Annotated in this window: 16 protein-coding genes; 7 read left to right on the top strand and 9 right to left on the bottom strand. The window is 52.3% G+C overall.

What is annotated here, in order from left to right:
* Positions 1 to 393: 393 nt before the first annotated feature.
* From BUB30_RS20885 to BUB30_RS20865, 5 genes are all read right to left on the bottom strand, one after another.
* A complete protein-coding gene (locus BUB30_RS20885; protein ID WP_073137858.1) occupies positions 394 to 1,920 on the bottom strand; it encodes a RagB/SusD family nutrient uptake outer membrane protein in 1,527 nt (508 codons plus the stop codon).
* A 28-nt stretch (positions 1,921 to 1,948) separates the two neighbouring features.
* Complete coding sequence (locus BUB30_RS20880) at positions 1,949 to 5,068, bottom strand: SusC/RagA family TonB-linked outer membrane protein (protein ID WP_073137856.1); 3,120 nt, start codon at positions 5,066 to 5,068, stop codon at positions 1,949 to 1,951.
* Between the two features lie 282 nt (positions 5,069 to 5,350).
* A complete protein-coding gene (locus BUB30_RS20875) occupies positions 5,351 to 6,787 on the bottom strand; it encodes a GDSL-type esterase/lipase family protein (RefSeq protein WP_221408764.1) in 1,437 nt (478 codons plus the stop codon).
* A 78-nt stretch (positions 6,788 to 6,865) separates the two neighbouring features.
* Entirely contained in the window at positions 6,866 to 7,078 is a 213-nt protein-coding gene (locus tag BUB30_RS20870) for a hypothetical protein (RefSeq protein WP_073137852.1), read from the bottom strand.
* A gap of 46 nt (positions 7,079 to 7,124) precedes the next feature.
* Positions 7,125 to 9,410, bottom strand: coding sequence for a GH92 family glycosyl hydrolase (locus BUB30_RS20865; RefSeq protein ID WP_073139525.1), 2,286 nt, complete (start codon positions 9,408 to 9,410; stop codon positions 7,125 to 7,127).
* A gap of 164 nt (positions 9,411 to 9,574) precedes the next feature.
* On the opposite strand from BUB30_RS20865, the gene BUB30_RS20860 reads away from it, so the two are divergent.
* From BUB30_RS20860 to BUB30_RS20850, 3 genes are all read left to right on the top strand, one after another.
* On the top strand, positions 9,575 to 12,130 hold the full coding sequence (locus BUB30_RS20860; protein ID WP_143165017.1) for a Kelch repeat-containing protein: 2,556 nt from the start codon (positions 9,575 to 9,577) through the stop codon (positions 12,128 to 12,130).
* A 225-nt stretch (positions 12,131 to 12,355) separates the two neighbouring features.
* On the top strand, positions 12,356 to 12,748 hold the full coding sequence (locus BUB30_RS20855) for a VOC family protein (protein ID WP_073137848.1): 393 nt from the start codon (positions 12,356 to 12,358) through the stop codon (positions 12,746 to 12,748).
* 74 nt (positions 12,749 to 12,822) lie between these two features.
* Positions 12,823 to 13,095: a Kazal-type serine protease inhibitor family protein gene (locus BUB30_RS20850; RefSeq protein WP_073137846.1), complete on the top strand. Its 273-nt coding sequence runs from the start codon at positions 12,823 to 12,825 to the stop codon at positions 13,093 to 13,095.
* Positions 13,096 to 13,116: 21 nt separating this feature from the next.
* Here the strand turns inward: BUB30_RS20850 and BUB30_RS20845 are convergent, their stop codons facing one another.
* A complete protein-coding gene (locus BUB30_RS20845) occupies positions 13,117 to 14,352 on the bottom strand; it encodes an amidase (RefSeq protein WP_073137844.1) in 1,236 nt (411 codons plus the stop codon).
* A 169-nt stretch (positions 14,353 to 14,521) separates the two neighbouring features.
* Between BUB30_RS20845 and BUB30_RS20840 the strand changes: the two genes are divergently transcribed.
* Both BUB30_RS20840 and BUB30_RS20835 read left to right on the top strand, forming a co-directional pair.
* Positions 14,522 to 15,412 (top strand): PfkB family carbohydrate kinase, encoded by an 891-nt coding sequence (locus BUB30_RS20840; protein ID WP_073137842.1) that lies wholly within the window; start codon positions 14,522 to 14,524, stop codon positions 15,410 to 15,412.
* Positions 15,413 to 15,581: 169 nt separating this feature from the next.
* On the top strand, positions 15,582 to 16,049 hold the full coding sequence (locus BUB30_RS20835) for a VOC family protein (RefSeq protein ID WP_073137840.1): 468 nt from the start codon (positions 15,582 to 15,584) through the stop codon (positions 16,047 to 16,049).
* 83 nt (positions 16,050 to 16,132) lie between these two features.
* Here BUB30_RS20835 and BUB30_RS20830 read toward each other — a convergent pair whose 3' ends face one another.
* Entirely contained in the window at positions 16,133 to 17,113 is a 981-nt protein-coding gene (locus tag BUB30_RS20830) for a GlxA family transcriptional regulator (RefSeq protein ID WP_073137838.1), read from the bottom strand.
* A 129-nt stretch (positions 17,114 to 17,242) separates the two neighbouring features.
* On the opposite strand from BUB30_RS20830, the gene BUB30_RS20825 reads away from it, so the two are divergent.
* Positions 17,243 to 17,836, top strand: a complete 594-nt coding sequence (locus tag BUB30_RS20825) for an alpha/beta hydrolase (RefSeq protein ID WP_073137836.1) — start codon at positions 17,243 to 17,245, stop codon at positions 17,834 to 17,836.
* A 7-nt stretch (positions 17,837 to 17,843) separates the two neighbouring features.
* On the top strand, positions 17,844 to 18,380 hold the full coding sequence (locus tag BUB30_RS20820) for an SRPBCC family protein (RefSeq protein WP_073137834.1): 537 nt from the start codon (positions 17,844 to 17,846) through the stop codon (positions 18,378 to 18,380).
* A gap of 83 nt (positions 18,381 to 18,463) precedes the next feature.
* Here BUB30_RS20820 and BUB30_RS20815 read toward each other — a convergent pair whose 3' ends face one another.
* Positions 18,464 to 19,705: an MFS transporter gene (locus BUB30_RS20815; RefSeq protein ID WP_245804144.1), complete on the bottom strand. Its 1,242-nt coding sequence runs from the start codon at positions 19,703 to 19,705 to the stop codon at positions 18,464 to 18,466.
* Between the two features lie 12 nt (positions 19,706 to 19,717).
* The gene (locus tag BUB30_RS20810) at positions 19,718 to 20,737 is read right to left on the bottom strand and encodes a bile acid:sodium symporter family protein (protein ID WP_317044214.1); all 1,020 of its coding nucleotides are present in this window, start codon (positions 20,735 to 20,737) and stop codon (positions 19,718 to 19,720) included.
* Between the last annotated feature and the right edge of the window lie 152 nt (positions 20,738 to 20,889).

Genomic DNA, 20,889 nt, shown 5'->3' with positions numbered 1-20,889 from the left:
TGCGTAGGCGCGCCGTAAAATAACTTTGTGCTGATCAGGCACCTTGGTGGTGCCTGATCAGCACAAAGTTTAAAATGCAAGAATATGCTACGCATCTTCTTGATGGATTCAACCCCCGTTTGGCTCATTCAATTCGAAAAAGCAAGCATCCGCTCAGCGGATGCTTGCCCCTAAAGCTGTTGGTGTAGCAAAGCTGTCCGCCCCGGACGGCTTTGCTACACCAACCAGCTCCAACCGCGCCGCTACGAGCGAAATAGATTCGTACGAACCTTCCGCGGCGCGAAACAGCAGTCCCTTGCAAAATGAAGGAGAGCTGGGGAACCCTTTCCCAGCTCAACCTCCCTAAAAGTTAAACCACACGCTACAGTATAGTTCAACCTAACTCAACAAAAATCAATACCCATCATTCTGTTGCCAGAGGGGATTCCTGTACATCTCGTTCTGGGGAATCGGCGCGAGATACTTGTCGTTTAGATTGCCAGATGTGTTGATCGCATTTTCTTTGTCGCTTCGGGCGGCAATAACTTGTGGCAGCAATTGCAACCGCACGATGTCGAACCAGCGGATGCCGAACTCTCCGGCAAATTCGTAGGCGCGTTCATAGACCACAGAGTCGCGGAACGCTGTTGCAGACAATCCGGTGGTGAGATCCTTCAGACCGGCGCGGTGACGCACGGCGTTGATGGCATCGTAGGCGGCTTGGTCGGGGCCGGTAGACATGGCTTTGGCTTCGGCAAAATCCAACAGTACCATGGGATAACGGATGATGTCGAGCGCTTTGTTGGTGCTGGGGTTCATGGTGATAATGGAGTGGTCGGTCTCGGATACTCCATCGCCATTAAGCCCTGCGCGGAACTTCTTGAAATACGGGTGGCGGGCGTGTGTTTCCTCATCATCCCAGTTCACCAACTTATACGTCACGTTGTCGGCCTGGCGCAATTTGATCGTGGTGTAAAACGTGTCGTCGCTGCGTTTGCACTTCGGCGCGTTCAGATAGAAATTGATCTCGGGATAGTAGTCGTCCCATCCGCTGGAACCGTTCAAGGCTACTTCTTCCAACGGAACAGAGGAAGATCCGAAGCTCCTTTGGGGCGTTCCGCCGGCTACGTTGTACTGCAAGGCAAAGATAGACTCCGAGTGATTGTTCGTAGTGAACACCGTGGCGTAGTCATCCACCAACGTGTAGGTTCCATCCATCACGCCTTGTGCTTCCTGGGCAGCCAGTGCGTAGTTGTTGGTTTGGTTCATCGGCCAGCCGGCCATGGTGAGATACACATCGGCTAGCAACGCGCGTGCAGCCATCTGGTTGGCTCTGCCGGGTTCGCCGTCGAACTTCACGGGCAACAAAGATTTCGCCTGTTGCAGATCGCTGATGATGGTCGCATAGATATCGGCAATCGGGGCGCGGTCGGGGCGCGCGTTCACATCGATAGGGCCCGTCACGAGCGGCACAGAGCCGAATGTCCGCACCAGGTTATAGTAGCCCCACGCTCTCAAAAAATAAGCTTGGCCTGCCGAAGCATTCTTCGCAGCCTCGGTGGATTCTACTTTCTCATAGTTGGTGAGCACGTTGTTGGCCTGGTAGATACCTTGCCAGGGTCCCGACCATTCTGCTACCATGCTGTTGTTCCCGGCGCCACCGGCAAGGCGATCGAAATCGCGGAAGTCGGCTTTGTTCAACGCGGGGTCTGTGGTCAAATCGTCCGCTCCAAAGTAGGAGGTCATCCGACTGGTGAAACCATAGGCGCCGTCGATGGCGAACTGCACATAGATCGCCGACACGGCCGCGTCTAGATCGGATTGCGTTTTGAAATACGTCTGTGGCGTGAGGGTGGCTTTCGGATCTTCGTTGAGGTCCTGGCAACTTGCCAGGGCCAGCAGTCCAACGTAGGCGAAGGGTATAAAATATTTCTTGTTCATAGTTACGTTTTTAAAAATGGTTGTGAGGTTAGAAGCCTGCTTTCAAACCGATGGTGTAGGTTCTCGGGTTGGGGATCACACCCATTTCGAGGCCTTGTGTAACCGCGTTCTGCGCGTTGTTGATCTCCGGATCATAGCCCGGGAAATGCGTGATGGTGAAAACATTCTGTCCGCTCACATAGATTTCCAGGTTCTTCATTTTCACTTTATCCAACAAGCCCGTGGGCACATGGTAGGACAGCGAGATGTTCTTCAGCTTGACGTAGCTGCCATCGTACACATAGCGGCTGCTGTTGATAAAGTTCTTACCATTGCCGCCAAACGAAGGGTTGTCGGTTTCGTTGGTGGGTGACCACATGTTCATGGCTTCGCTGGTGGTGGCATTCTTGGCTTGTCCTTGTCCGCCCCACAGATAGGCCATCGTCTGCGAATAGATCTGGTTGCCGTGTGTGCCCTGGAACATAAAGCTCAGCGTAAAGTTGCCGTAGCTCACGTCGTTGATAAAACCAAAAGAATACTTCGGTGTGCCATTTCCAATCGGCTTGAGATCGGCAGAGTTGTAAGCATGGTCACCATTGACATCCGTATATTTAGCTGCCCCCGGCAACAGTCCGAATTTGGCCGCTTCATCGGCTTCACTGCTTTTCCAGGTTCCCAGGAATTCGTATCCATAGAATTCACCCAGCGGTCGGCCTACCCGCATGATGGCGGCACCGTCTTGTGCCGAACCGATATTGTTCGCTTGGATGTTGTCGAGTCCACCCAAGTCGAGCACTTTGTTGCGGTTGAAGGAGAGCGTAAAGAAGCTGTTCCATTTCAAAGCACCCGTGTTGATCGGGGTGCCCCGCAAGGCGAACTCAAGCCCTTTGTTTTCGATCTTACCCAGGTTGGTTTGATAGTAGCCGCCACCCATGTAGAAGGGCGCCTGGTAGTTCAACAGCAAGTCGTTGATCGTTTTTTTATAGGCATCGACGGTAAAGGTCAAACGGCCTTCGAGGAAAGATGCGTCTAAACCGACGTCAAACTGATCGGTGGTTTCCCATTTCAAGGTTTGTGAAACGGGCGAACCCAACGGTGTGGATACACTCGCTTTGGTTCCGTCGAAATAGTAGGCGGGGTGCGGACCGCCCGTTGTAATTTGTGCCAGCGACGAGTAGGCCGGCACGGCCTGGTTACCCGTCTTGCCATAGCTCGCCCGCAGCTTCAGATCGGCAAACAGCTTTTGTGATTGCATGAACGATTCGCGTGCAATGTTCCAACCCACTGCCACCGAGGGGAAGGTGCTGTATTTTTGCACCAAGTGCGACGAACCGTCGGTACGCACACTGGCGGTCAGGAGATATTTCTGGCGATACGAATAATTCACGCGGCCCATATACGATTGAATGGCCTCGTTAAAGTAGCCGGCACTGAGCTGTTGTGATTGCCCCAGCGCAAGACCATAGTAGCCCAGCGCATAACTGGACAAACCGGCCGAGCGGCCGTTAATGTTGCGACTGATGCGATTCTGCTGCTCATACAAAGCCGTTACCGTCAACGCGTGCTCACCAAAACTGTGATTATACGTGAGGAAGTTGCTGTTCTGATAGGCACGGCCGCTGGTGGCCTTCGTGTTCGCATAAAATGCCGAGCCCGGATCGGTGCCTGGTCCACGCAACCCATCCTCAAAACCGGATTGGATCTGATACGTGTTGTTGGACGTGAACACCAGGTCTTTGAAGATCCGGTAGGACAACGTACCGATACCGGTCACGTCGGTCGACTTTCTATCTTCCTGTTGGCTCGTCGCTTGCGCGATGGGGTTGAAACCCGTGGATCCATAGGAAGAGCCGTTCACCCAGGCGCCGGTGGTCGGATTGCGCACGGGAGATGTGGGATCCCAGATGTTTGCTTGTGAGAAGGGGTCTGTAAGGTCGCCCTGATATTGCGTGTTGCGGCTTTGTGGAAGTACTGCCGTCACTTTGAATTTCAGATCAAGTCGGTCGTTGACTTTCACATCCACATTCGTACGGAAGGTTGTCCGTTTGTAGTATTGGTTGAGGATGAGACCAGGTTGGTCGAGGTGGTTGAAAGAGAAAAGGTAGTGTACCGCCGATGAGCCACCCGACATGTCGAGTTGATAGTTCTGAAACACCGGTTTCCTTTGAAGCTCCTTCTGCCAGTCCGTGCCGCCGTTCTCTTTGAATTGTTGGAGTTGCGCATCGCTAAAGGCTGGGCCCTGTCCCACCTGCGACTGTTGCAAATTTACGGTGCGGGCAAAATCATAGGCGTTCATGATATCGAGTTGCTTGGGCACCATCGCTTTGCTGAACCAGGTGCTGAAGTTGATACGGGGTGCGCCCTCTTTGCCGGTTTTGGTGGTGATGATCACCACCCCGTTCGATCCCCGCGATCCATAGATAGCGGTCGCGGATGCATCCTTCAATATTTCGAGCGACTCGATGTCGTTGGGGTTGATCGATTCAATGTTACCACCGATAAAGCCGTCGATCACATAGAGCGGATCGTTGGAGCCGCTCACCGAGTTTGAACCCCGGATGCGGACACTCAGGCCCACACCAGGCTGGCCGCTGTTGCTGGTCACCACCACACCGGGCGTGGTTCCCTGCAGGGCCTGCTCCACGCGCGTAATTGGACGTTTCACAATTTCGTCGGACTTCACCGTAGAAGTTGCGCCCGTAACATCGCGCTTTTGTTGTGTACCATACCCCACAACCACCACTTCTTGCAAAGTGGAAACATCGGGCGTAAGGGAGAGACTGATGGCCGTTTGCGTTCCCACGCGCACTTCCTGGGATGAATACCCGATGAAGGTAAACAACAGAACAGCATCCGGTCCGGACACATTGAGCGCATACTTTCCTTCCACGTCGGTCGTCGTACCATTGGAAGTTCCTTTTTCAATCACATTCACGCCGGGCATGGGGTCCCCGCTTTCTGAAGTTACCACCCCCTGCACAGCCTGTGCCGTCCGTGCGGCGGCCAGTGGCTCCTCATCGGGGGGAACCGTGGTGTCGAGAGCAGTCGCGTTGGCGATCCGCCCCACATTGCGATCTTCGTTCAAAGCATCCTTCGAACCGGCGTTGCCGGCTTGCAGAAGGGTACTTGTGCCAACGAAGAGCGCCAAAAACGTGTAGATTTTGATCATCGTTTTGGATAGTTAGTTAAGTGGAACATGGGTTGGTATAATCATCGTTTGCGATGGGCAATTCAATCGTTTACGATGAATCAAATCTATCCGGGGGGAATTAATTATCTCTTAAAAACCTATTAACAGGGATTTTTTTGAAGGTTTTTGCTTTTTACGGTTGAAAAAAATCAAGTGTCATCCATTCTATCGAACCGCAAGCGTAAAATTTGATCTTGCCGATCGTCGCAACATGTCCATTTGGAAAAAAGTGGAGCTGGTTTGGGATGGGGTGAATCGAATTTACCGGTACGCCTGCCACGCCGCCATAACAAAATACACGATGGGGGTTGGGTCCGGAAGACTGTGAGGATGATGTGCGAAGCCCGGTTTATGGATCACCGTGATGTCGCCGTGAAGCGCCTTTACTTTTTGCTCGAACGGTATCGTGTTTTCGATCATGGGCACGTCGCGGTCCGCATCACCGCAAACGTGCAACAGGGGATAATGTCCGTTTACGATCAACGACACCTTGTCGATGGGACTCCCTTGAAACGCCAGCGCCGCCTCATCCGAAACCAACCCAAAGTCCTTTTTGAAGATCTCCCACTCCGGCCGTTCGGTTTTGGTGCGCTGACTCCCTGGCCAACTCTTCAGGTCCAGCACGGGGTTGTCCACATAAACAAATATTACTTTCTCCGGATTGGCCGCCGCCCAATTATAACAATACACCGCACCGCGACTCATGCCTTCAAGCACCGCCTTAGGATAGAGTCCGTTTTTGGTGAGCCTATCATAGAACACATTCCAGCGTCGCACGGCCTCGGCGTTGCCGAATAGTTCGGCCACATCGCAATACACCACGTGAAATCCTCGCTCCAGCAACGCGATGTCCGTCTGAGGTTCGTGACCCCAGAAACGCGCGCGCCAGATCCAGGGGTGATGTTTCGCAGCGCGTTTAGGCTGGACGATCTTGCAGGGATGTCCTTCCATGGCGAATTCGGAACACGCGTAACCATAAAACGACTGCAGGTGTTCGGGTTTCAGGGTTTTAAAAATATCGAAACGGTCGTCATTGTCTTGCGTGAGAAAAGCGTGAAGTCGTTTCGCCATCAGGGCGGCGCCAACTTCGTCGGGGTGTATTTTATCCGGCATGTGCGCGGATTGGGTCAATAATAATGGATGCATATCCAACACTTCACAACCCGCATCGAACGCAACGTTGCGCAAGTGCGGGATAATCGTTTTCACAATCGCCGCGTCCCAGATCGCCGTTGTATCGGCCACAAAGGAGACGATCGGCAGCAGCAAAACAACCCGCGGGTGCGAGGGAAGTGCCCGAAAGGATTGAACGAGGTCACGACCATCCTGTTCCAGCGCACCGGCATGCACGCGGTTCACCAGCTTGCTGTCGTTACCCCCCAAGTCGATGAAGACGATGTCGGGGTTGCTGGCCAGCGCCGACGCATACGCTTTTGTACTCCAATAAGGATAATCTCCCTGGCGCAGTAGCGTGGTGCTGTTCACACCATAGTTGGTCACGGAATAACGGTCGCCTAACAGGTTTTGAAGTTGCGCGGGATAGGATTGCGTTTCACGATCGGCAAGACCGGCGCCATAGGTGATGCTGGCCCCAATGCAAGCGATGCTGATCTTACGGTTGGGCTGGGCGCCGACAAACGAAACGGAAAGCAGCATCAGCAGAATTCCGGTTGTTAAAATACAAACACGCGCGATCATGGAATAAAGTTGGACAAAAGGCCCGGAGTGAACGAATGAAATTTATGTCAACGGCAAAAACCAGGTGATTACTATCCATCATGCCGGCTCCTGCGTCGAAACACCATCCAAGATCCGCTTCCGTTGGTAGCTGATGATGTCTTTCATTTTCCGGATCCGGCTTTTTGCCAGGCTTAGCTTCTCTTGGGTTTTGCGCAGTTGAGTGTTTTTCTTTTGCATCTTGTCGTGGGTAAGGGTCAACAGCATCATCAGGTCTTCCTTCTCCAGCTTGGCAAGCTCCTCTCGTCGCATAGTATTTTTCGATGTATTCTTTTTTATTTCGGATAAGTTGAAAAGGTCAAGGTGTGATGAGCGGATGTGCCGACATCACAAATTCCAATGTGCCTCCTTTTAAAATATCTTCGTGCGTGATGAACGGGGTTTTGAGTGGCGTGCCGTTCAAGCTCACTTTGGTGACGTATTTATTGGTCACGCTGTTGTTCTGCGCTTTCACCACAAAAGTTTTCCCATTTTCAAGATGCACTTTTGCTTCGCTAAAAAGCGGACGCCCCAAGGTGTAGGTGGGATCTCCCGGGCTCACCTGGTAAATTCCCAGGCTGCTCAGAATATACCATGCCGACATCTGTCCACAGTCTTCGTTGCCGGATAAGCCATTGGCATCGTTGAAATAGAGTGTGTTCAGGATCTTGTCGGCAAGCTCCTGGGTTTTCCAAGGTTGGCCTACATAGTTATAGAGATAGGCAATGTGATGACTGGGCTCGTTGCCATGCGCATACTGTCCAACTAAACCCGTGATGTCGGCCGAAGAATTGTTGCCTTCGATATCCGATTGCACCGAAAATAAACTGTCGAGTTTTTGAATGAACGGTTTCCGGCCGCCGTGCAACGCCATGAGGCCATCGATGTCGTGGGGCACAAACCACGACCATTGCCAGGAGTTGCCCTCCACGTATTCGTCGCGGCGGTGGTTGGAGAAGCGCGGGTTGAACGGCGTCTTCCACGTGCCGTCGGCATTCACGCCGCGCATGAAGCCGACGCGTTTGTCGAAATATTTTACATAGCGCCGTGATCGCTCCATAAACGTTTCGTAGTCTTTCGTTTTACCCAGGGCTTTTGCCATTTGAGCAATGCACCAATCATCATAAGCATACTCCAGCGCCTTGCTCACCGACTCATTATCTTTGTCGCACGGAATAAAACCCAACGTCTCGTTATAATACTTGCCCACGGGCATCACGTTGTTTTTGATTTCAGCATCAGGGAAATGAACGGAAACCGTGTCGAAGTGCGGTGCACGCAACAATCCTTCGTAGGCTTTCTGTACATTAAAGTTGCGATTGCCTTTCAAATAGGCGTCGGCGATGACCGATGCGGAATGGTAGCCGATCATGGTGCCCGTTTCATTGGCGGCCAGTTCCCACATGGGCAACACGCCGTCTTGTTCATATTTTGTGATGAGCGTTCTCACCCAAGCCTCGTTGCGCGAGGGATTAATGATGGTCATCAGCGGGTGAAATGCGCGGAAGGTGTCCCACAGCGAAAACACGGTATAGCTTTCTGATCCCTTTTCGGCGTTGTGTATTTTCTTATCGAGGCCCCGGTAACGTCCATCCCAATCCGTATAGAGGTTAGGACTGATGGCGGAGTGATATAACGCGGTGTAAAAAATGGTTTGCTGATCGGACGTGCCACCTTGCAGGTCGACCTTGTTCAACCATTCGTTCCAGACGGCAGCGGCGGCGTCTTTTACCGCTGCAAAATTCCAATCCGGAATTTCGCTCATCACATTGTTGCGGGCCCCTTCCATATCGACCGCCGAAATGCCGACGCGCACTTGCAGTTGACCGTCATTCAGGTTTTCAAATTTCAACACGGCCTTGGCGCCCACGGCGTTCAGGCTAGACTGGGATGAGGTGGCATAGGCATCACCGCTCGCCAGCCGGTAGGTAAAGGGTTGCGAGAACACCGCATGGAAGTAAACATGATGTTCACGCGCCCAGCCCCGGGTGAACTTGTGACCCCGTATTTCGTGGTCGTTCACAATTTCAATAAAGTTCTCCGCATTTTGATGACTTTGCAGCGTATGGCCCACGTCGATGATCAGGCCTGGGATGGTCCCTGCGGGGTAGGTGTACCGGTGCATGCCGGCGCGCGTAGTGGCCGTGAGCTCCGCCAGGATGTTGTCATCTTTGAGGGTCACGCGGTAATAGCCCGGTGTTGCCGACTCGGACCCCTCCACTTTACGGGAGCAATAGCCGCTCTCCGGGTTGTCGGCCGTGCCTTGGTTTAGCCAGGGTTGGCCGGTCACCGGCATAAACAAAATGTCGCCGTAGTCGCCAATGCCGGTGCCACTCAGGTGGGTATGCGAAAATCCGAGGATGACCGGGTCTGAGGCGTGGTAGCCGGAACACGCATCCCATCCGTTCAAACGCGTGTCGGGACTAAGCTGAACCATGCCGAAGGGAACCACCGCACCCGGAAACGTGTGGCCATGGCCGCCCGTGCCGATGAACGGATTGACGAGCGCGATTTTGTTTTGCGGCTTTTTTTGTTGCGCTTTCGCGGGATGTTGCACCAGGGCCGTGAGGGCAACCAGGATCAAAAAAGAAAACAACACTCTCATGGCCATGCATCTTTTATTTTGGATTGCCGTGAAAGTAGGAGTGGCCTCTTAAAATTGAATTAATAACGACTTAAAGAAGCCGTTCAAACGTTTTTTTATCGCGTAATGAGGATTTTTTTGACTAAATTCGTTTTTAAAACAGTGATGGAGAAATACAGGTTGCGATGCTTTCTTTAACTCGAACTTTTCTTCGCGTACTCCCCCTCCTCTTCTTCGTTACTGGTCTTTTTGCGCAAAAAGTATCGACCGTTCCGGACTATGGATTGTCGTTTGCGTCGCACGAAGTGATCAAAGATCAGCGCACTTCTCTCAACCTCACCCCCGAAGCCCCTTTTGGTTTTGACAATGGCTTCGAACTGTCCTTCAATCTTTCGTTCCACCGCCTCACCAATGCCTACGGCTACGTCGTGCGGATCATCGCCAACGACTCGGTGAACATCGACCTCTTGTCCAGCCCCGAACACAGCGAGTTCCACGACATGGGCATCATCGTGAACAACAAACAAACGGACATCCAGTACGAATTCCTCGACGTGAAACTGCAGCCCGCCTTGTGGACGCCCGTGCGGATTGCCTTCTCACCCCAAACCAACCAGATCACCGTGACCTGGAACGGCGTAAAGAAAACGCAAGCTTTCCCCGTATCCCAACTCAAGACCTTCCGTTTCTTTTTTGGCGCCAACGACTTTGGCAGATTCAACACGGCCGATGTGCCCCCCATGAGCATCAAAGACGTGGTCCTCCGCGACAACGACAAGGTTGCGGCGCAATGGGAACTGAAACGCCACGCCGTCAACGAAGTGTATGACAGCCAAAAAGAGCGCGTGGCCTTTGTGAAGAACCCCACGTGGCTCATCGACCAGCACACCAAATGGGTGCACCGGAAAAATTTCGTGATCGGCAAATATCCCGGCGTTGCCTTCAACGGCAAAGACGGCATTTTATATGCTTCCGATGTGAACGGCGTCTACACCCTGAACCTGCAGCATGGCGAAATTCAATTCGAAAAAATTACTGCCGGCAATGCCGTGCACACCGACGCCAACCAGTTGCTGTACGTCGAACAGCGCCATGCATTGATCAACTATGACGTGTTCACCAACACCCTCTCCCATTACAACCCCGAGCGCCATACCTGGACAAATCACGACACGGCCTACCACGAACCGAACTACTGGCATAACAATAAATTCTACAACGCCGCCACGGGCATGCTCTATGCGTTCGGGGGCTATGGCTTTTTCTCCTACAAAAATGCCTTCTGGCAATACGACACCGTCGCAGCGAAATGGGTCAATCTGAAAACTAAGGGCACCATTCCTCCCCGCTACCTCGGTGCGTCCGGCGTTACGTCAAAGGGTGATAAGGTGCTGATTTTTGGGGGCTACGGAAGTCAAAGCGGTAAGCAAGAATTGTCACCCCAAAGCTTCTACGACCTCTATACGTTCGACATGAACGATCACAGCGTGAAAAAGCTGTGGGAATTCCCCGAGGGACACAGCACGGAAGACCTCGTGTTCTCCAATTCGCTGGTCATCAACGAAGCTGACAGTTGTTTTTATGTGCTCAGCTTCCCAAAGAATAAATACGAAAGCCACATCAAGCTGCGCCGTTATGCCCTGCGCGCACCCGAAACCGAAGTGCTGGCCGACTCCATTCCCTTCCGCTTCCACGACGAGCACTCCTTCTGCGACCTCTTTCTTTCCCGGGCCACCAACGAGCTCGTAGCGGTGACGGCCCATAAAGAAAAAGGCCAGTATAAAGTAGACGTCTACACCATCAACTATCCGCCGCTTCGCACCCAGGATGTTCAGCAACAACCGGTAACGGCGTCGGCCGCGGGATACTATGTTGTACTCGCGTTTGGCATCGGTGCCATTGTGCTCTTTATCTTACTCCGGAAAAAGTCAAAAGCACCCGCCGTGCAGGCAAACATCCCCGTCCATGACGCAGCGCACGACATCGACTTTTTGAAAAACCTGCACGAAGAAAAACCCGTGGCCACCGTCAATCTCTTTGGCGGGTTCCAGGTTTTCGATAAGACCGGCCACGACATCACCGGCAAGTTCACCATGACTTTGAAAGAACTGTTCGCGCTCATCCTCCTGCATTCTGTCAAAAATGAAAAGGGCATCTCCACCACCGAGCTACAGGAATATTTGTGGCCCGACAAAGACGAAGTGAGCGCCCGCAACAACCGGAATGTGAACATCAAGAAGCTGCGCACGTTGCTGGAAGAGATCGGTAACATCACCATCGAAAACAACAATTCCTACCTCCGCCTCGACATCGGTCCTGAAGTGTTTTGCGACTACCAGGCGGTCTTCAAAATTCTCAATGCCGACAGCAGCGCGGTCCCCGAAAATCAAAAAATAGAGTTGCTCTTAAAATATGTAAAGCGCGGCAGCCTGCTCCCCAACCTGCAAACCGGGTGGCTCGACAATTTCAAGTCCGACATCTCCAACAGGGTCATCGACGCCCTGCTGGCCTATTCGGCAAAACTTGACACCTATAAAGACGACAAGCTCCTGCTGGACATCGCCGACGCTATTTTCAATTACGACACCATCAACCAGGAGGCACTGGTGATCAAGTGTTCGGTGCTCAACAAAAAAGGAAAATATTCACTGGCCCGCACCTGGTACGATCACTTTGTGAAAGAGTATAAAAATCTCTACGCCGAAAACTATCCCAAGACTTTCGACGATGTGATCTCCTGAGCGCAGGAAAAACCAATACAGGTTTAAGGGCAAGTTTCCTGTAACCATTCCACACCGCAGGCGAAATGTAACAACGGCAACGCCTAGGACAATTTCTTAAAAAAATCGCGCCCTTGCATAGACGGCAATCCGCTGGTGCGCGTTGCTATGGTATCCCCCTAAACCAACCACACCCGTTCAGAAAAATAATCCGTAACTTCCATCTCCACAAAAAACTCCCTCCCTATGAGCACTCCCCGCATCTCCTTCCTCCCCACACTTTCGGTGAGAAACTGCCTGGGCGCCATTGAATTTTACAAGCATGCTTTTAATGGCGTAGAACTTATGCGAAACGTGAGCCCCGATGGCGAGGCCGTGGCCGAGATCGCCATCGGTGACTGTCATTTTATTGTGGCCGACGAAGCCCCGACCTATGGCAACTATAGCCCCGAAACGTTAGGAGGCACCACCATCCGCATGGGACTACAAGTTGAAGATCCCGACGCGGTTGCACGGCAAGCCATTCATGCCGGGGCCCGGGAAGTCTATCCCGTAGCCGACCAGAGTTATGGCTATCGGCTTGGACGCGTTGTTGATCCGTTTGGTCATCATTGGGAAATTTTTAAACCATTGAAGTAATTCCAAAATGGATCGTCTTCACGCAGTGCTGATGTTATGATCAAATTAAATGTGCTCTAAATAAAATGTGGCGTATGAAAAACACCTCTTCCTGGACCAGCCTCCTCACGATGACGTTGCTCCTGTTCACCTCGTTTGCCTTGTCGGTTTGCTCTTCTTCCGTGCAAACAAAAAAATCAGGCACGACCCAAAACAGTCCTTGCATCGATTCAACCAAAATCGATTTGAATGGTCCCTGCATCATGATCTACGCGCCGGTGTGCGGATGCAACAACGTGACCTATGACAACGAGTGCCTGGCCACACGGTCTGGCGTGCTCCGATGGAAAGAAGGTAAGTGCAAATGAAAAATTCCTTCAGCCCGATATTTATGCGGGATACGCTACGGGCAGCTTCTCCTGAAAATCTTTTGCGGCATCGAGCACGGTGTCTTCTTCTCCTGCCCTGCCCACCAACTGAAGTCCGGATGGCATGTTGTTTTTATCCATACCACACGGGATGCTGATCGCCGGCAAACCAAAGTAGTTGGCAAAAAAAGTATTGTTGGGCGACACTGCCTGAGGACCTGATTTCTGCGCAGCCTCAAGGGTCGGTGTCAGATCCGTAGTCGTTGGTAAGAGCAAGAGGTCGATGTCCTTAAAGAGTTTTGCGTTGATCTTTTCGCGATCGGCATCGATCGTTCGAACATCAAAAACAGCCGAGGCAAACGGCACATCAGTTTCGGTGAAGATGTGTTTCGATTCTTTCAGGCCTTCAACGACGGCATAGAACAGGTCGCGGACGTCGGCGGTGGCTTCGAAATTACGGACCACCCCGATCCTGTATTTTTTCCCGGAAGCAAAGGCCATGCGATAGTCATCTTTGTATTGCCGCTTGCTGTTGTCGGCCAGCGCATTGAGAAGGATAGCCGTGTCGGCTACCCAACGCGTGGTTATTCCCACATGGGCCAGCTTGAGGATGGTCTCATCCGCGCGTTCGCCTTCCAGGATCCCTTGGCCACTCATCAATCCGTAGGTAGCCTTAAAGCCCGTGACCCCACAGCACGAAGCCGGCAAACGACAGGACCCGACGGCGTCCGTATCCACCGTGGCATAACACATCCCGCTGGCGACAGCAGCAGCCGATCCACCCGAAGAACCACCGGCAACGTAAGCCACATTCCACGGATTGTGAACGCTGCCAAAATAGCTTATCACCGACGTTGTGCCCATTCCCAACTCATGCATGTTGGTCTTGCCCACCACGATGGCGCCGGCCGCTTTTAATTTTTCCACCATCACCGCGTCCTTCGCCGGCACACGGTCCTTGAAGTGAACAAACCCGGCTGTGGTGCGAATGCCGGCCGTATCATAAAAGTCTTTTACCGCCACGGGTATGCCGTGTAACGGCCCCCGCCATTGTCCCTTTTTGATTTCCGCTTCGGCCACGGCGGCCTGCTTCAAGGCTTCGTCCGACAGCACCGTGATAAAGGCATTTAACGTTGGATTCAGCTGCGCAATACGCGTCACACATTCGTTTACCAACGCCACCGGCGAAACCATTCCGCGCTTTATTTTTTCGCTGGCTTCCATGATGCTCATGTAGCCATATTTTTCTTTTTCCATGACACAAAGGTTTGAAACGCCTCAAAGTTGCATTTTTCAGCGCTCGGAGGCGATGCGGATCGCGACAACAAGAGGGCCATTTGAGACAATCACCCCTCGGCACGCTCCACTTCGGGAATCTTTCTTACTTTTGCCGCGTTTGCCGTGAAGCTCGGCTAAAAGTCATTCTATGTTCGACATCTGCTGCATCGGTCACCTCACACACGACAAGGTGGTGACCACCAAAAAAGAAGTACACATGGCGGGAGGCACCTCCTTCTATTTTTCCAATGCCATCCGCAACATGGATCTTTCCTATGGCCTGGTCACAGCGCTGGGTCAGGATGAGATACGCTTCGCACATGCCCTCCGCGAAAAAGGGATCGATGTGCAAGTGCTCCCCAGTGCACACACCGTATACTTCGAAAACATTTACTCCGGTAATCTCGATCATCGCACGCAACGAGTATTGCAGATTGCCGACCCCTTCACCGTAGAACAACTCGCCGACGTGCAAGCAACGGTGTTTCACCTCGGACCACTGCTGGCACACGACATGCCTCTGGAACTTATCCAGTCGTTGGCTGCGCGCGCGAAGGTCTCCCTCGACGTGCAGGGATTTCTCCGGAAAGTCGAGAACCAACAAGTGTTGCCCATCGACTGGGCCGACAAGCACGCCGCGCTCCGCCACATTCATATTCTGAAAGCCAACGAACACGAAATGGAAGCCTTGACCAAACAGACCGACCCCAGAACCGGCGCACGCATGTTGAACGAATGGGGCGTGCAGGAAGTGCTGATCACCCTGGGCAGCAAAGGCTCCATCATCTACAGCAACGGAATCTTTTACGACATCCCCGCCTACGTTCCCGCGGCCGTTACCGATGCAACCGGTTGTGGCGATACCTACATGGCCGGCTATCTCTACCAACGCCACCACGGTGCAGGATTCCAGGAAGCCGGCGAGTTTGCTGCCGCTATGGCCAGTCTGAAAATTGAATCGTCAGGCCCTTTTTCCGGCACCTACGACGACATCCTGGCCTTGCTGAAACAAGGTCAAAAAGTGATGCCGGTCGCGTAAGCTGGAAAACCCGGCGAGTCCGCCGTTACCGGAATTTTTCCATTCAAAACTTTTATCCGGATAGGGATGGAAAAAATTGTCAAAAGGTTTGTTCACCAAGATTTTACGCGATAGTATTGTTACACCCCGGAGCGGCTCTCCACACCGCGCTCCCCTAAACGGTACTTTTATGAAGCGATCTCTTTTGATTTTTATTTTCGGATGTCTCCTCAGCGTCACCCTGAAAGCCCAGGCGCCAAAGAAAGACAGCATCATGCTGAACCACATGGCCATGTACGTGCACGACCTGAAGAAGAGCACGCAATTCTATGAAACTATTCTTCGCTTTAAAAAAGCGGACGAGCCCTTCAAGGACGGCAAGCACACCTGGTTCGACCTCGGCCCCACCAGTCGCCTCCACCTCATTGAAGGCGCACCCAACGATATTCCCCGCGACAAAAATGATCACTTGTGTTTCAGCGTGCCATCGGTGGATGACTTCATCGCACGGCTCGAGAAAAACAATGTGTTCTATTCTAACTGGAAAGGCGAACCCAAAACGTTTACGCTACGCGTGGATGGGGTGAAGCAGATCTATTTCCAGGATCCGGATGGGCATTGGATTGAGATTAATGATGATGGGTTTAAGAAAAAGTAGGGCGCTTGAAATGTTATGTATCATGGATGTGAGTTGCCGGAAACTTGTTGGTGAAGAACACCAACAAGGGCGGTAGCGGCACGTCAGGCCAGCATGACCCGGTTGTATTTATTTCTGTATTGCATGGGCGACAGGCCAGCGATGCGTTTGAAGGTGGTGCGGAAAGCTTTCATGTCGGTGTAGCCGACGTTGAGCATCACTTCGTTGATGTTCTCTTGTGATTTTTCCAGACTGATCTTGGCGGCTTCTACTTTCACGCGTTGGATGTATTCCACGATGGTGTTGGATGTGGCCTTTTTAAATCTTCGCTCCAAATTCCGGCGGCCCACGGCGAGCATTTCCGCCAGTTGATCGACCGTGATGCGCTCGCGGAAATTGGCTTCAATAAATTCCTGCGCTTTTTTGATCGACTCGTCGTCGTGGTCGCGTTGGCCTTCGAACATGATGAAGGGTGACTGGCTTTTGCGGTCGATCTCGATGGCAAACAACTTGGACGACATGATGGCCATGCTGCGATCGGTGTATTTTTCGATGAGGTACAGAATGAGATTCAAATAAGAATAAGCGGAGCCGCTGGTGTAGATGCCGTCTTGTTCCGTAAGAAGCCGGTCGTCCACCAACTGGGCGTTGGGGAACATTTTCCGGAACTCGTTGATGTGCGCCCAATGGGTGGCGCATTTTTTACCCGTCAACAAACCTGTTGACGCCAGTAAAAAAGAGCCGGTACACAGGCTGGCCACTTCTGCACCACCTTCGTGCTGACTTACAATCCAGGGCACGAGTTCCTGGTTCAACGACAAACAATGATGCATTTCGCCGTGCATGGCCGGGATGATGACGAGGTCGAACTGAACGCCGTCTTCGATGAGCACATCGGCGTGAATGCTGAAGAAATTGTTCTTGATGCGCGAATCGCGGCGGGGGCCCACGAGGTGGATGTCGAACAAACGAAGTTTTCCCGCGCGGATCAGCGCCTTGTTCACTTCGGTCAGGATATGATGGGTGCCTTCAACGTTGCTGACGCTGATGTCACCGGAAGGAATTAGAATGGCTACGTTTTTCATAGAGCAACGATAAATAAACCTGTTGTCGTAATCAACCCCTTTAATTTTCGGAATCTCCCCCTCTCATTGCGGCTTCCTGAAACTAAGTTTGTCCCATCAACACGCGTCTATAAAAGAAAAATAAAGCCGATGAAAAAGCAAGTACTATTCGTCCACTGTGGCGGCACCCAGGGACCCAATTGCGGCAGCCGCGACCTGGTGGATTACTTGAAAGACGAATTGGGCGTTTCTTATGACGTGTTGTACCCGCAGATGCCCGATCCCGACAATCCTCAGTACGCGTTGTGGAAGCACACCCTCCAGCAAGCGCTCCACTATGTCGACGACAACATCATTCTTGTGGGCCACTCACTCGGCGGATCCGTGCTCCTGAAATTTCTTTCCGAAGAAATCTCCGAAAAAAACATCGCCGGCCTTTTCCTCATCGCCCCACCCTTTTTCAGCGCGGCGACCTGGCAAGTGGATGACTTTATCATGCAGGATTGCCTCTTCCAACGCCTCCAGCAAGTGGAACACATCTTTCTGTATCATAGTCGCGACGACGAAGTGGTTCCCGTCGCCCACCAGGTCCTCTATTCCGACAAGCTGCCAACGGCCGCGGTACGCGAATTGGCGGATGGCGGACACCTGTTCACGAGTGGCATCGTCGACCTCGTAGATGATATCAAGACGTTGCACATTCCCGAAACCCACATCACATTTTTAAACCCCCAACTTAACTGATACAAACATGAACGCGCTCATCATTATCCTGCTCATCATCGCCGTGCCGGTGGCCCTATTCCTGCTCGCCGGTCTGTTCGTAAAAAAAGAATATTCCATCGAACGGCAGATCACGATCAACAAAACAAAACAAGAGGTCTTCGATTATGTGAGGTTCCTGAAAAATCAGGAACACTATAACAAATGGGTCATGGTCGATCCCGCCATGAAGAAAAATTTCAAGGGCACCGATGGCACCGTGGGGTTTGTGTATGCATGGGATGGCAACAAGAAAGCCGGCAAAGGTGAGCAGGAAATAAAGCAGTTGCGCGATGGCGAAAGTATGGACATGGAACTTCGCTTTGAAAAACCTTTCGCAGGCGTTGCTAAGGCATTTTTTACCACCACGACAGCGCAATCCGGTCAAACGACGGTGAAGTGGGGAATGAACGGAAGCAGTGCGTTCCCTATGAATGCCATGAATCCATTCGTAATCGGAATGCTCGGCAAAGATCTCGAGCAAAGCCTCTTCAATTTGAAAACAAATCTCGAAAGGGCTTCTTAATTCTTTGCGCCTTTCTTTGCGTCTTTGCGCCTCCGCGGTTCAAGATCTCTACCGCGGAGACGCAAAGCTCAGCGCAGAGCTTTTTACTGGATGAGTTTGGCTTTCGATGATAGAATGGCTGTACCCAACCCGAGGGCAGCGATGACGGCAAACGAGTAACGCAAACTCGCCGCTTCCGCGATGAAACCGATCAACGGCGGGCCAATAAGAAATCCCAAAAAGCTGATAGTTGACACAGCCGCCAGCGCCATGTTCGGCGGCAGCGTCGGCGATTTCCCCGCAGCGCTGTACACTAGCGGTACTACGGAAGAAACGCCGAAGCCTACCAGCAAAAATCCAATGGTTACCGGTATGATGAAAGGAAAGATCACCGACACCATCAATCCCACGGAAATAAAAACCCCACTCATCTGTAGCATTTTCCTTTTGCCAATCGTGTTGGCCAACCAATCGCCGACAAAGCGTCCGCCCGACATCGTGCTCATAAATGCCACATAGCCCACCGTGGTCAGGGCTTTCGGTGCATTCAATACTTTGTCAAAATATACGCCGCTCCAGTCAAACATGGCGCCTTCGCAGGCCATGCCACAGAAACCGATGAGCCCGAGGGCCAGCAGCGCATTGTCGGGTTTGGCAAAGATGGGTTGGCTGCCGCTGCTCATGTTTCCCCGCAGCGTGAAGCGATGGGCGATGAAGATGGCCAGAAAGCAAAATATAGCGACACCTGAAAAGTGAAACAACGGCGGCACACTGACCAGCAGCGTACCAATCGCCGCACCGGAAAGTCCGGCAAGACTCCACGCACCATGAAACGATGCCATGATCGATTTCTTATAAATATTCTCCACACCGATCGCCTGCGTGTTCACCGCAATGTTCACCAGGTTACCGGTCAACCCAAAACAAAACAACGCGGCCACCAACTGCCAGGTCGCGCTCACAAACCCGATCGACACCAATACCAACACGTAGAGTAGGGCACCGAACAACAACACGCGCTTGCTCCCCAGACGTGAAACCAGCCACCCCGACAAAGGCAAGCCCACGATAGAACCCGCGGGAAGCGCAAACAATACGCTGCCCAAACCCGCGTCACTTAGACCCAACAAATTTTTGATGTGGGGAATACGGCTTGCCCACGAGGCAAAGCATAGCCCCTGTGTAAAGAAAAAGGTGCCCACGCCCAGGCGGATCGATCCCTTGATAGAGATGGCGCGGCGAATGTTCCAGATCCGCATCTTGGCCGCGGGCATCACGGGCAAGTCTACCGTTCCGGGAAGGGATTGTTTTGAGACCGGCTTTTCATTTTCTACGGGAGGGTTCATGTATAGTATGCGTTAAGATTCGGTTGGAACACGTTGAATCGGTGGCGGGGCCTCTACCTCGAGGGCCATACGCCGGGCGATGCGGCTGACAAAAAGCAATTGCAGCGCATGATACATCATGATGGGAAGCAACACAATGCCGGCGGCAGCCGACTGCTGAAACAACACCTTCGACATCACCGTGCCGTGGACAATTGATTTCTTCGATCCACAAAACAAAAGTGTTATCCGTTCCTCGCGCTGCAACCCTACGATGCGCGCCACCGCCGACAAGATGAAGTATACTATGAAGAACAACGCGGTCATCAATTGACTCAAGAAAATAATTTGCAGCATGGTAAGCTGGTCGAATACGTGTCCGGCAAAAGAATGACAAAACGAAGTATACACGATCGTCAGGATCACGGCCTGGTCGAAGTAGCGTAGTTGCTTTTTATATTTCATGGCCCAACCGCCAAAATACGAATGCAGCGAAATACCCACCAGAACCGGCGCCAATACTTGCACCGCCAGCTTGAGAATGATCCCGCTCGTATCCATCCCACTAACATCCGCCGATAAAAATAACGCCATCCACAACGGCGTGATAAACACACCCAGCAGGCTGGAGATGCTCGCGTTGAAAATCGCAGCCGGTATGTTTCCCCGCGCCATCGACACCATCACCACCGAAGACGACACCGTAGAAGGCAAAGCAGCCAAATAGAACGTGCCCAACCAAAGCAACTCAGCTTGCTGTGGCACCAAAGGTTTCACACCCAACAACAGGAGCGGAAATAAAACAAACGTTGCCGCCTGCACCAAAAGGTGGAGACGCCAATTCGAAAGCCCATCGCGCAATTCCTTCGGGCTTAATCGCAACCCATAAAAGAAAAACACGAGCGACAGTCCATAGTTGGCCAGGCTACCCAGCGATGCCGGTCCTGACATCAACCCCGGACCGGGCCAAAGGTAGGCCAGCACGATCAGGGAAAGGAGTGCCAATAAAAAACCGTCGAGCCCCACTTTGTTCAGGAGCGTTTTCGGGGACAAGGAAGTTTGCTTCATAAAAAGAAATCGCCGGATCCGGAGGCTACATGAGCTTCAAAGGTAAGGAAGTAAGCGCACATTGACGCAGCCACTCATCCCCCGCTGCCCATAAAAAAAGTTATCGCGAAAGCCGTTGGCGACTTTCGCGATAACTT

The organism is Chryseolinea serpens (assembly GCF_900129725.1).
In the GTDB taxonomy this organism is placed as follows: domain Bacteria; phylum Bacteroidota; class Bacteroidia; order Cytophagales; family Cyclobacteriaceae; genus Chryseolinea; species Chryseolinea serpens.
Note: the sequence above shows the minus strand (reverse complement) of the source record. Positions and strands in the feature narration are given on the sequence as shown.

What these genes read in the sequence shown, in the direction of transcription:
- BUB30_RS20855 (WP_073137848.1), top strand. Translation starts at nt 12,356, where the DNA reads ATGAGCACTCCCCGCATCTCCTTCCTCCCCACACTTTCGGTGAGAAAC.
- BUB30_RS20815 (WP_245804144.1), bottom strand. Translation starts at nt 19,705, where the DNA reads ATGAACCCTCCCGTAGAAAATGAAAAGCCGGTCTCAAAACAATCCCTT.
- BUB30_RS20820 (WP_073137834.1), top strand. Translation starts at nt 17,844, where the DNA reads ATGAACGCGCTCATCATTATCCTGCTCATCATCGCCGTGCCGGTGGCC.
- BUB30_RS20845 (WP_073137844.1), bottom strand. Translation starts at nt 14,352, where the DNA reads ATGGAAAAAGAAAAATATGGCTACATGAGCATCATGGAAGCCAGCGAA.
- BUB30_RS20850 (WP_073137846.1), top strand. Translation starts at nt 12,823, where the DNA reads ATGAAAAACACCTCTTCCTGGACCAGCCTCCTCACGATGACGTTGCTC.
- BUB30_RS20840 (WP_073137842.1), top strand. Translation starts at nt 14,522, where the DNA reads ATGTTCGACATCTGCTGCATCGGTCACCTCACACACGACAAGGTGGTG.
- BUB30_RS20885 (WP_073137858.1), bottom strand. Translation starts at nt 1,920, where the DNA reads ATGAACAAGAAATATTTTATACCCTTCGCCTACGTTGGACTGCTGGCC.
- BUB30_RS20870 (WP_073137852.1), bottom strand. Translation starts at nt 7,078, where the DNA reads ATGCGACGAGAGGAGCTTGCCAAGCTGGAGAAGGAAGACCTGATGATG.
- BUB30_RS20875 (WP_221408764.1), bottom strand. Translation starts at nt 6,787, where the DNA reads ATGATCGCGCGTGTTTGTATTTTAACAACCGGAATTCTGCTGATGCTG.
- BUB30_RS20830 (WP_073137838.1), bottom strand. Translation starts at nt 17,113, where the DNA reads ATGAAAAACGTAGCCATTCTAATTCCTTCCGGTGACATCAGCGTCAGC.
- BUB30_RS20835 (WP_073137840.1), top strand. Translation starts at nt 15,582, where the DNA reads ATGAAGCGATCTCTTTTGATTTTTATTTTCGGATGTCTCCTCAGCGTC.
- BUB30_RS20865 (WP_073139525.1), bottom strand. Translation starts at nt 9,410, where the DNA reads ATGAGAGTGTTGTTTTCTTTTTTGATCCTGGTTGCCCTCACGGCCCTG.
- BUB30_RS20860 (WP_143165017.1), top strand. Translation starts at nt 9,575, where the DNA reads ATGCTTTCTTTAACTCGAACTTTTCTTCGCGTACTCCCCCTCCTCTTC.
- BUB30_RS20825 (WP_073137836.1), top strand. Translation starts at nt 17,243, where the DNA reads ATGAAAAAGCAAGTACTATTCGTCCACTGTGGCGGCACCCAGGGACCC.
- BUB30_RS20880 (WP_073137856.1), bottom strand. Translation starts at nt 5,068, where the DNA reads ATGATCAAAATCTACACGTTTTTGGCGCTCTTCGTTGGCACAAGTACC.